Consider the following 11046-nt stretch of genomic DNA (forward strand, 5'->3'; position numbering starts at 1 on the left):
GGCCACGGCGGGGATGGCGTCCGCCGGTAAGGCCACGGCGGGGATGGCGTCCGCCGGTAAGGCCACGGCGGGGATGGCGTCCGCCGGTAAGGCCACGGCGGAGATGGCGGCCGCCGAGAAGGCCACGGCGGGGAAGGCGGCCGCCGAGAAGGCCACGGCGGGGAAGGCGTCCGCCAAGAAGGACACGACGGAGCAGGCGCCTGCCAAGAAGGCACCCGCCAAGAGGGCGCCTGCCAGTAAGGCCACCGCGGGGAAGGCGGTCGCCACGAAGACGGCTGCCAAAGAGGCCGTCGTCAGGAAGGAAGCGGCGAAGAGGGAAGCGGCCGAGAAGGCCGCAGCCAAGAAGTCCGCGGCGAAGAAGGCCGTGGCGCAGGAGGGGGGCGGGAAAGCGGTGCCCGGCAGGGCGGCCGCGAAGAAAGGAGCCGTCGTGAAGCCGGTCGTGGAGAAGGCGGCTGAGGCCGACGAGGCCGCAGGACGCAAGGCGGCGAAGAAGACCGGGACCGGGAAGACCGGGACCGGGAAGACGCCCGCCGAGAAGACGACCGGCGGCGAAGCGACCGCCGACAAGGCGCCGGCGAAGAAGACGGCCGGGAAGAAACCGGCCGCCGCGACGGCAACGGCGGCCAAGAGGACGGCGTCCGGCAAGGCGGCGGCCAAGAGGACCGCCGCCGGGAAGGCGGCCGCCGGCAAGAAGGCCGTCCGTGGGGAAGCCGGTGGAGAGCGCGCGACCGCCGGGGGACCTGCCACGGCGCCGGACGAGAAGAGCACGGCCAAGAAAGCGGGCGCGGCGCGGGCCGCGAAGCAGACGGGAGCCACGACGGTGGTTGCGAAGAAGACTCCTGGCACGGCCACGGCGGAGAGCGCCGTTCCCAAGGCGCGCGGCGCCGCGGCGGAACCCGGCGAGTTGGCGGTGCGCCCGGGCGAGGACCCCTGGACCCCGGAAGAGGTCGCCGAGGCCCGCGCGGAGCTGCAGTCCGAGATGGAGCGGCTGCAGGAGGAGATCAGCTCGTCCGAGGCGTCCCTGGTCGGCCTGATGCGCGACTCCGGCGACGGCGCGGGCGACGACCAGGCCGACACCGGAACCAAGAACATCACGCGCGAGCACGAGATGGCGCTGGCCGCCAACGCGCGCGAGATGCTGATCCAGACCGGGCGCGCGCTGGAGCGGCTGGACGCGGGGACCTACGGCCTGTGCGAGAACTGCGGCAATCCCATCGGAAAGGCACGTATGCAGGCCTTCCCGCGGGCCACCCTGTGCGTGGAGTGCAAACAGAAGCAGGAACGCCGCTCCTGAGCGCGCGGGGTCGTGCCGTAGTCTCGTCCTCAGTCAGGCACCTAGGTTGAGGGACTCACGTGGCAGAGGCGGAGCGCATCATCGGTACGCCGGAGACCCCGGACGACGGCGGCGAACAGCAGACCCCGGCGCAGCGGCGGAACGGGCGCGGGCGCCGGATCGCCGTGCTGTTCGCCGTGGCGGCGTTCGCGTACGCCCTCGACCTGATCAGCAAGGCGCTGGTGGTCGCCAAGCTGGAGGGGCGCACGCCGATCAAGCTCGTCGGGGACCTCCTGGAGCTGCACGCCATCCGCAACCCGGGCGCCGCCTTCGGCTTCGGCGCGGCGTTCACCGTGATCTTCACGCTGATCGCTGCCGCGGTGATCGTGGTGATCATCCGGCTGGCCCGCAAGCTGTACAGCTTTCCCTGGGCGATCGCGCTCGGCCTGCTGCTCGGCGGTGCGCTCGGCAACCTCACCGACCGGATCTTCCGGGCGCCCGGGATCTTCGAGGGCGAGGTCGTGGACTTCATCGCGCCCAAGGGCTTCGCGGTGTTCAACCTCGCCGACTCGGCGATCGTGTGCGGCGGCATCCTGATCGTGCTGCTGTCCTTCCGCGGCCTGGACCCGGACGGCACGATCCACAAGGACTGACCCGGCCGACCGTCCCGAACGGCCGGCCCGGCAGATCGTCCGGCGCCTCGCGCCCGGGAGTTGTCCACAGGCCCGTGCGGGGCCGTCCGGCCCGTCCGGCATACTCGACGGGTGAGCACGATTCCCGAGATCCGTACCCTGCCCGTGCCCGACGGCCTGGAGGGCGAGCGCGTCGACGCCGCCATCTCCCGCATGTTCGGCTTCTCCCGCACGAAGGCTGCGGAGCTGGCCGCCGCCGGCAAGGTCCAGGTCGACGGCGCGGTGGTCGGCAAGTCCGAGCGGGTGCGCGGCGGCGCCTGGCTGGAGGTCGAGATGCCGCAGGCGGCCGCGCCGGTGCAGGTGGTCGCGGAGCCGGTCGAGGGCATGGAGATCGTGCACGACGACGATGACGTGGTGGTGATCGTCAAGCCGGTCGGTGTCGCTGCGCACCCCTCGCCCGGCTGGGCAGGGCCGACCGTCATCGGCGGCCTCGCCGCCGCCGGCTACCGGATCTCCACCTCCGGCGCGGCCGAGCGCCAAGGCATCGTGCACCGCCTCGACGTGGGCACCTCCGGCCTCATGGTGGTCGCCAAGTCCGAGCACGCGTACACGTCGCTCAAGCGCCAGTTCAAGGAGCGCACGGTCGACAAGCGCTACCACACGCTGGTCCAGGGCCATCCGGACCCGACCAGCGGCACCATCGACGCGCCGATCGGCCGCCATCCGAACCACGACTACAAATGGGCGGTCACGGCCGACGGCAAGCCCTCGGTGACGCACTACGACCTCATCGAGGCCTTCCGCGCCGCCTCCCTGCTGGACGTGAAGCTGGAGACCGGCCGCACCCACCAGATCCGCGTCCACATGGCGGCCCACCGCCACCCGTGCGTCGGCGACCTCACCTACGGCGCCGACCCCACCCTCGCCAAGCGGCTGCACCTGACCCGCCAGTGGCTGCACGCCGTCCGGCTCGGTTTCGAGCACCCGGGGGACGGACGCTGGGTGGAGTTCGAGAGCGACTATCCCGGGGACCTGCAGAAGGCCCTCGACCAGGTGCGCGAGGAGACGTACGGATGAGCACGGCGTACACCGTCCGGGTCGCCGAGGATCCCGCTGACCGCGAGGCGTGCTTCGCGGTCCGCAAGGAGGTCTTCGTCGCCGAGCAGGGCGTGGACGAGGACATCGAGTACGACGCCTACGACGCCGTCGCCGTGCATGTGCTGGCGGTCCGCGAGGACGGGGTGCCGCTCGGCACCGGCCGGCTGCTGCACGGCGAGGTGGCCGACGCCAAGACCGGCGGGGACCTCTCGGTGGGCTCCCTCGGGCGGCTCGCCGTCACCCGTGAGGCCCGGGGGCTCGGCGTGGGTGCGGCCCTCGTGCGGGGCATCGAGGAGGCGGCGCGCGCGCGTGGCCTCGCCGCGGTGGAGCTGCACGCGCAGACCCACGCACTGGGCTTCTACGAGCGCCTGGGATACGAGGCGTACGGCCCGGAGTTCCCGGACGCCGGCATACCGCACCGGGCGATGCGCCGCACCCTCTAGCAGCGGCCTGCTCATCGGCCGCATGGCAGGCTGGAGGCCTGCCGTGTGATCATCGACTACCGGAGCGCCGGCCGTGGACCAGTTGGCTTTGTTGTTCGTGCTGCTGCTCGGGGCCCTGGTGAGCGTCCCGGTGGGGGACCGCTTCGGGGTGCCGGCGCCGGTGCTGATGACGCTGTTCGGCGGGGTCCTCGCGGTGGCCGACTTCGTGCCCAACGTGGACATCCCGCCCGACCTGATCCTGCCCGCGCTGCTGCCCCCGCTGCTCTACGCCGCCGTGCGGCGGACCTCCTGGCGGCAGTTCGCCGCCAACAAGCGCCCGATCTTCCTGCTGGCCGTCGCGCTGGTGTTCCTGACGACGGTGTGCGTGGCGGTCGTCGCCAACGCGATCGTGCCGGGGCTGCCGATCGCCGCCGCGGTGGCGCTCGGCGCGCTCATCGCCCCGCCCGACCCGGTCGCCGCGACCAGCGTCGCCGGGCAGCTCGGGCTGCCGCGCCGCCTGGTGTCGATCCTGGAGGGCGAGGGGCTCTTCAACGACGTCACGGCCATCGTGCTGTACCACGTGGCGATCGGCGCCGCCGTGAGCGGCACGTTCTCGGCGTGGCGGGCCGGGTTGGAGCTGGTGCTGTCCGCCGTCGTGGCCGTGGCCGTGGGGCTGGTGCTGGGCTGGGGCGCGAACCGGCTGATGGACCTGCTGGGCGATCCGACCCTGCAGATCGGCATGACCTTGCTGGTCCCGTACGCCTCCTACGTGCTCGCGGAGAAGCTGCACGGTTCCGGGGTGCTCGCCGTGCTCACCACGGCCCTCTTCCTCGCCGAGCACGCCACCGGCGCCGACGACGTGATGACCCGGCTGGCCGGGCACACCTTCTGGGACATCATCGACACCCTGGTCACGGGCGTCGCGTTCGGCTTGATCGGCCTGGAGCTGCACAACGCCATTCGCACCGCGAGCGGGCGGTGGGGCGAGATGCTCGGCTGGGCGGCCGCCGTCGTGGGCGTGGTGGTCGTCGTACGGCTCCTGTGGCTGCTGCCGGCGACCTGGCTGACCAAGCGGCTGCACGCCCGTCGCGACCTGGACGAGGAGATCCCGACGAGCTGGCGGGAGACCGTCGTGATGTGGTGGTCCGGAATGCGCGGGGTGGCCTCTGTGGCGCTGGCGCTGGCAGTCCCGCTGCGGACCGACGACGGGTCGCCCTTCCCGGAGCGGGACGTGATCGTGTTCATCGCGTTCGGGGTGATCCTCGCGACGCTGGTGCTCCAGGGACTGACTCTGCCGTGGCTGGTGAAGCGGCTCGGGGTGCGCTCCGACTCCGAGCGGGAGAAGGAGTTCGAGAAGGAGCTGGCGGTGCGGGCCACGAGGGCGGCGAAACGCCGGCTGCGGGAGATCGAGCAGGTGGAGGACCTGCCCGACGACCTGTCGGAGCAGATGCTGCGGCGGGCCTTCGACATCGGGATCCGGATCAGCCCGGACATGGGGGAGGAGGAGCGGCGGGAGGCGCAGCATCAGCGGGCGCGGCGGCTGAAGCGGATCCGGCGCATCCAGGGCGAGATGCTGAGCGCGGCGCGACACGAGGTGCTGGCGGCACGCAGCGAGCCGGGGGCGGACCCGGAGATCGTGGACCGGGTGCTCAGGTATCTCGACGTGCGCAGCATGCGGTGATGCCCCTGCTCGCACGGCGGCGGTCGTACGGCTCAGCCCGCGGTCATACGAACAGATTGCTTCTGTGGACAACCGGAAGCGGTGTCCGCGGCACGCTCCTACGCTCGGACCATGACTCGCAACATCGTGATCAGTGGTGGCGGCACGGGCATCGGGCTGGCGACGGCCCGGGCCTTCGCCGCGGACGGGGACCGGGTACTGCTGCTCGGGCGGCGCGCGGCGGTGCTGGAGAAGGCGGGCGTGCCGGGGGCGCTCACCCACGCGGCGGACCTCACCGAGCCCGACGACGTGCGGGGCGTCGCCCGTCTCGTCGCCCAGGAGTTCGGCACGGTCGACGTGCTGGTGAACAGCGCCGGGGGTTCGGGCGGTCTGGAGCCGCCGGCGGACAGCGACGAACCGCTCGACCGGGTGGCCCACGCCTGGACCGTCAACTTCCGGCTCAACACCCTGACCGCCGCGCTGCTCACCGAGGCCCTCAAGGAGCGGCTCGCCGAGCCCGGCGGGCGGGTGCTCTTCCTGAGTTCCATCGCCGCCCACCGCGGCTCGGGCAGCGGCGCCTACGCGGCGGCCAAGGCCGCGCTGCACCCCTACGCCCATGATCTGGCGCGCCAGTTGGGCCCGCGGGGCATCACCGTCAACGTGGTGGCGCCGGGGTACATCGAGGACACCGGGTTCTTCGGCGATGCGATGACCGAGGAGCGGCGGCGACAGCTCATCGCCGAGACCTCCACCGGACGGGCCGGCAGACCGGGCGACGTCGCGGCGACCCTGCACTGGCTGGCCTCGCCCGCCGCCGCGCACATCACCTCACAGGTGATCCAGGTCAATGGGGGCGCCGAGCGCGGCCACTGACGCGAGGGGCCAATCAGCCCCGGCCGGTGCGCGGGACGTCGTAGGCCTTGTGCAGCGAGCTGCGGTCGGGGGACGGGATGCGGTGGGGCGCCCTCACCGCGTCCGAGGTGTTGACCCGGGGCAGCGCATAGGGGTGCTCCGCGGACAGCCAGGTGATCATCTGTTCGCGGACCGTGACCCGGACGGTCCAGATGTCGTCCGCGTCCTTCGCGGTCACCAGCGCGCGCACCTGCATGGTGTTCGGTGTGGTGTCGGTCACCACCAGGCCGTAGGCGCGGCCGTCCCAGGCCGGGCACTGGCGCAGGATGTCGCGCAGCTTCTCGCGCATCGCTTCCACGGGGGCGCTGTGGTCGAGGTGCCAGTAGACGATGCCGGTCATCTGCGGGGTGCCCCGCGACCAGTTCTCGAAGGGTTTGGAGGTGAAGTACGACACGGGCATGGTGATCCTGCGCTCGTCCCAGGTCCGCACCGTCAGGAAGGTCAGGGTGATCTCCTCGACCGTGCCCCACTCGCCGTCCACGACGACCGTGTCGCCGAGGCGGACCATGTCACCGAAGGCGATCTGCAAGCCGGCGAACAGGTTCGACAGCGTCGACTGGGCGGCGACGCCGGCCACGATGCCGAGGACCCCGGCGGAGGCCAGCAGGGAGGCGCCGGCGGCGCGCATCGCGGGGAACGTCAGCAGCATCGCGGCCACCGCGACCACGCCGACGATCGCCGAGACCACGCGCATGATCAGCGTCACCTGGGTCCGCACCCGCCGGACCCGCGCCGGATCGTGGTGGGCGCGCGCGTACCGGCTGTACGAGGTCTCCACGATCGCCGCAGCGATCCGGATCACCAGCCAGGCAGCCGCCCCGATCAGCACCAGGGTCAGCGTGCGCCCGATACCGACCCGGTGCTCCTGGAGCAGCTTCACCTGATCGTACGAGCCTCTGAGCAGGGCGGCACACAGCACCAGCTGGTAGGGGATGCGGCCGCGCCGCAGCCGGTCCCACAAGGGGGTCTCGCCGTGGCGGGCGTCGGCCTTGCGCAGCAGCAGGTCCGTGGCCCAGCCGAGGAGAACGGTCAGGACCACGCACCCGCCGACCACGATCACAGGACGGAGCAGGATCTCCATGCCTTCGAACGTAACCGGCTTCCGGGGAGTACGAACATGTGACTTCCCGGCACGGACGGACAGCGCCGGGTTACGGCCGGGACGGCACCGGCTGGCACCATGGCCTCATGAACATCATGCTGTTTCATTCGACCTACGGGCTGCGGCCCGCGGTGCGCGATGCCGCGGACCGGCTGCGCGCCGAGGGCCACGAGGTGTGGACCCCGGACCTCTTCGAGGGGCACACCTTCGAAACCGTCGAGGACGGCATGGAGTTCAAGGAGCGGATCGGCAAGGAGGAGTTGCTGAAGCGGGCCGTGCTGGCGGCGGCGCCGAACTCGGAGCGGGGACTGGTGTACGCCGGGTTCTCGCTCGGCGCCTCCATCGCGCAGACTCTCGCGCTCGGCGACGACAAGGCGCGTGGGCTGCTGCTCCTGCACGGCACGTCGGACATCGCGCCGAACGCATACGTGGAGGAGCTGCCGGTGCAATTGCACGTGGCCGAGCCGGACCCGTTCGAGACGGACGACTGGCTGAGTGCCTGGTACCTGCACATGGGCCGAGCGGGCGCCGATGTGGAGGTCTACCGGTACCCCGGTGCCGGGCACCTCTACACCGACCCCGGGCTGCCGGACTACGACGCCGAGGCCGCCGAGGCCACCTGGCGGGTGGCGCTCGGCTTCCTGGACGGTCTGCGGGCGACGTGAGCACGGACCGGCCCGGACCATGCGGGCATGGTCCGGGCCGAGTGCTCGGCTGCCGCTGCCGGCGCTTCGCCGTGCCGGGACGTCGTCAGCCCGGGAAGCACTCCTTGGGCGGGTGGACCAGCGACATGAAGTGCCCGGACCACACCCAGGCCGTCGGCTGGGAGTCGTAGATCCTGAACCACCGGGCGCCCGACGGGGTCTTGGTGGTGGAGCACGCTATGCGCAGGGTCGTCCCGTACTTCTCCACGCCGTACCGCTTCGACGAGTCCCTGGGCTCGGCGTAGACAGGCGCGCCGTGGCGGTCGAGCACGGTCAGATTGACGTAGGCGGGTGCCGCCGAGGCCGCCTGCGCCTGAGCGACGGAGGCGAGTCCGGCGAGCGTCACGGCGGCCGCGATGGTCGCTGTCTTCTTCAAGGCACCTTGGGGGGTGGCCATGTCTCTCCCATCATGGTGTAGATGACGATCTGTCACCTACACCATGTGACGGAGAAGTTGTCGTATCGGTTGCCTCCGGACCGGAACGAACGGCTACACCGGGTCGTAGGTCCGCTCCACCTTCTGCGTGCCGCTGCGGGTGCGGTACGAGCGCTCCCAGTGCGCGGTGGCGTGCGCGTCGGTGCGGTCGGACAGGACGTAGTAGTCCATCTGCGCCCGGTCGGCGGTGATGTCGAGCACGCCGAAGCCGTGCCGGTCGGTGTCCACCCAGTGGACGTGCCGGTTGGCGGCCTCGATCAGCGGCGCGGCGAACACGGAGACGGTGCCCTCGGGGACCTTCACGATGTCGTCGAGGTTGTCGGAGGTCATCGAGGTGATGACGAACTCCGTGGCGGCCGACGCGGACAGCGGGTAGGTGCCGGCGTCCACCGGCACGTCGTTGGCCCACGACATGTGGATGTCACCGGTGAGGAAGACCGTGTTGCGGATGCCGTTGGCGCGCAGGTGGTCCAGCAGTTCGCGGCGGTCGTCGGTGTAGCCGTCCCACTGGTCGGTGTTGACGGCCACGCCGTCCTGCGGCAGCCCGAGCAGCTTGGCGAGCGGCTTGAGCAGGTCGGCGGAGAGGGAGCCGACGACGAACGGCGCGATCATCACGGAGTTGCCCACCAGCCGCCACTTGGCGTCGGAGGCCTTCAGCCCCGCCTTCAGCCAGTCGAGCTGGGCGCGTCCGGTGATGGTGCGGTCCGGGTCGTCGACGGAGCCGCTGGTGCCGGAGACCTGCTGGGACCGGAAGGAGCGCAGGTCCAGCAGGGACAGGTCGGCGAGCCTGCCGAACCGCAGCCGCCGGTAGGTGGTCCCCGCGATCGCCGGGCGGACCGGCATCCACTCGAAGTAGGCCCGCTTCGCGGCCGCCTGCCGGGCCGACCAGGCCCCCTCAGCGCCCTCGGTGTGGTTCACCGCGCCGCCCGACCAGGCGTTGTCGGCGAACTCGTGGTCGTCCCAGATCGCGATGACCGGCGCCTTCAGGTGCAGGGCCTGCAGGTCGGGGTCGGTCTTGTACCGGCCGTGCCGCATCCGGTAGTCGGCGAGCGTGATGATCTCGTTGGCGGGGGTGTGCGGCCGTACGACCGTGCCCCGGGCCGCGTACTCGCCGGACTTGTACTCGTAGATGTAGTCGCCGAGATGGAGCCAGGCGTCGAGGTCGCCGCGCGCGGCGAGGTGGCGGTAGGCGGCGAAGTAGCCGGCCTCCCAGTTGGCGCAGGAGACCACGCCGAAGCGCAGACCGGAGACGTCCGCGTCCGCCGCCGGCGCGGTGCGGGTGCGCGCCACCGGGGAGTCGGTGCCGCCGGCCGAGAAGCGGAACCAGTAGTCGGTGGCCGGGGCCAGGCCACGGATGTCGGCCTTGACGGTGTGGTCGGAGGCGGCGGTCGCGGTGGTGGAACCCTTGGCGACGATGTCGGTCAGCGCCTTGTCCCTGGCCACGACCCAGCTCACCTCGACGTCCGGGCCGAGCCCGGAGCCGGGCGTCGCCTCGGGGGCCGGGGTCACCCGGGTCCACAGCAGGACGCCGTCGGGCAGCGGGTCGCCGGAGGCGACGCCGTGCAGGAAGGCGGGGGAGTCCGTGGCGGCCCGGGCCGGCAGGGCGGCGGCGAGCGGACCGGCCAGGACAGCGGTCGCCGCCGCGGCCTTGACGACCGTACGGCGGCGTGGCGCAAGCGTGTTGAGGCCTTGGGATGCCTCGGAGGATCTGTATCGACTGGTCACGACCGATCAGGTTACTGATCGGTATGCGGAAGAGCGGGCGAACGTCGAAAGTTCGCCCGCTCTTCACTGGAAGGCCGGATTCCGCCGGTGCGTCAGCCCTTGAGGGCCGCGTCCACCACCTTGTTGAAGTCGGCCACCGTCAGCAGCGGGCTGCCGCCGTTGAGCTGCTTGCCGTCCATGACGAAGCCCGGGGTGCCGGTCACGCCGTCCTTGTTGTCGTCGAAGGTCTTCGACATGTGCATCGCCCAGGCGTCGTAGGTGCCCTTCTTGACCGCGTCCTGGAACTTCGCGTTGTTCTTCAGCGCCGGGACGGTGTTCGCGACCTGGATGAGGTAGCTGTCGTTCTTGAACTTGTCGACCGTCTCGTCCGGGTGCCACTTCGCCGAGTACAGCGCGCTCTTGTACTCCAGGAAGGCCTCCGGGCTGACGTTCAGCGCGGCGCCCAGGGCGCTCAGCGCGTTCTTGGAACCCTGGCCGTTGTCCTTGAGGTCGATGAACGTGGCGCCGATGTACTGGAACTTGAACTTGCCGTCGTCGATGTCCTTCTTCAGGGTCGAGCCGACGTTCTGCTCGAACTGGGCGCACACCGGGCAGCGCGGATCCTCGTAGATCTTGAGGGTCTTCGTCGCGGTCGGCTTGCCGATGACGACCGTGGTGCCGTCCTTGCCGGAAGTGTTGGCCGGAGCGACGACGGTGGCGCTCTTCATGCTCTCCCAGTAGCTGGGCTTGTTGGCCTGGACGACGGCGTAGCCGATGCCGCCGGCCGCGGCCAGCACGGCTATGGCCGAGGCGGCCACGATCAGCTGCCGCTTGGTCCTGTCGCGCTTGGCCTGCCGCTCGCGCTCCTGGCGCAGCCGCTCGCGGGCCGCCGTCTTCGCCGCCTGGGCGTTTCGCTTGCTCATGTGGGTGATCTCCAAGTGGGACGCGCACAGCGTGTACGCGGGATACGTGTGGGGGGCCGGTCGTGCTCAGGTACCGGCGCCTCAGGCGCGGGCGGCAGTCGCCCGGCCGAGGGCGGCGGCAGGGGAGCACGGCGGTCCACGCCGTCCCAGGGAGTGCACGAGCAGGCGGTCGCGGGCGGC

General features: G+C 71.4%; 11 protein-coding genes. 7 read left to right on the forward strand and 4 right to left on the reverse strand.

The features are described from left to right. From ACLU3S_RS32625 to ACLU3S_RS32650, 6 genes are all read left to right on the forward strand, one after another. A partial coding sequence (locus ACLU3S_RS32625; protein WP_413955589.1) for a TraR/DksA C4-type zinc finger protein occupies positions 1 to 1294 on the forward strand: 1294 nt, incomplete at its 5' end. 59 nt (positions 1295 to 1353) lie between these two features. Next, positions 1354 to 1926 carry a signal peptidase II gene (lspA, locus tag ACLU3S_RS32630; protein ID WP_413955590.1) on the forward strand — a complete coding sequence of 191 codons (573 nt, stop codon included), beginning with the start codon at positions 1354 to 1356 and terminating at the stop codon, positions 1924 to 1926. 111 nt (positions 1927 to 2037) lie between these two features. Next, positions 2038 to 2982: an RluA family pseudouridine synthase gene (locus tag ACLU3S_RS32635; protein ID WP_413955591.1), complete on the forward strand. Its 945-nt coding sequence runs from the start codon at positions 2038 to 2040 to the stop codon at positions 2980 to 2982. After that, positions 2979 to 3446: a GNAT family N-acetyltransferase gene (locus ACLU3S_RS32640; protein ID WP_413955592.1), complete on the forward strand. Its 468-nt coding sequence runs from the start codon at positions 2979 to 2981 to the stop codon at positions 3444 to 3446. The genes ACLU3S_RS32635 and ACLU3S_RS32640 overlap by 4 nt, the downstream gene beginning before the upstream one ends. Positions 3447 to 3519: 73 nt before the next feature. Next, on the forward strand, positions 3520 to 5106 hold the full coding sequence (locus tag ACLU3S_RS32645) for a Na+/H+ antiporter (RefSeq protein ID WP_413955593.1): 1587 nt from the start codon (positions 3520 to 3522) through the stop codon (positions 5104 to 5106). A 111-nt stretch (positions 5107 to 5217) separates the two neighbouring features. Continuing rightward, positions 5218 to 5958 carry an SDR family NAD(P)-dependent oxidoreductase gene (locus tag ACLU3S_RS32650; RefSeq protein WP_413955594.1) on the forward strand — a complete coding sequence of 247 codons (741 nt, stop codon included), beginning with the start codon at positions 5218 to 5220 and terminating at the stop codon, positions 5956 to 5958. A 13-nt stretch (positions 5959 to 5971) separates the two neighbouring features. Here the strand turns inward: ACLU3S_RS32650 and ACLU3S_RS32655 are convergent, their stop codons facing one another. Then, positions 5972 to 7078, reverse strand: coding sequence for a mechanosensitive ion channel family protein (locus ACLU3S_RS32655; protein ID WP_413955595.1), 1107 nt, complete (start codon positions 7076 to 7078; stop codon positions 5972 to 5974). A 107-nt stretch (positions 7079 to 7185) separates the two neighbouring features. Between ACLU3S_RS32655 and ACLU3S_RS32660 the strand changes: the two genes are divergently transcribed. After that, on the forward strand, positions 7186 to 7764 hold the full coding sequence (locus ACLU3S_RS32660; protein ID WP_413955596.1) for a dienelactone hydrolase family protein: 579 nt from the start codon (positions 7186 to 7188) through the stop codon (positions 7762 to 7764). Between the two features lie 85 nt (positions 7765 to 7849). Here the strand turns inward: ACLU3S_RS32660 and ACLU3S_RS32665 are convergent, their stop codons facing one another. The 3 genes from ACLU3S_RS32665 to ACLU3S_RS32675 form a co-directional block, all read right to left on the reverse strand. Further along, entirely contained in the window at positions 7850 to 8179 is a 330-nt protein-coding gene (locus ACLU3S_RS32665) for a hypothetical protein (RefSeq protein ID WP_413955597.1), read from the reverse strand. Positions 8180 to 8293: 114 nt separating this feature from the next. Further along, positions 8294 to 9964, reverse strand: coding sequence for an alkaline phosphatase D family protein (locus tag ACLU3S_RS32670; protein ID WP_413955598.1), 1671 nt, complete (start codon positions 9962 to 9964; stop codon positions 8294 to 8296). Between the two features lie 92 nt (positions 9965 to 10056). Next, on the reverse strand, positions 10057 to 10866 hold the full coding sequence (locus ACLU3S_RS32675; protein ID WP_413955599.1) for a DsbA family protein: 810 nt from the start codon (positions 10864 to 10866) through the stop codon (positions 10057 to 10059). Positions 10867 to 11046 lie beyond the last annotated feature (180 nt).

It is taken from the genome of Streptomyces sp. AF1A (genome assembly GCF_047340315.1).
Taxonomy (GTDB): domain Bacteria; phylum Actinomycetota; class Actinomycetes; order Streptomycetales; family Streptomycetaceae; genus Streptomyces.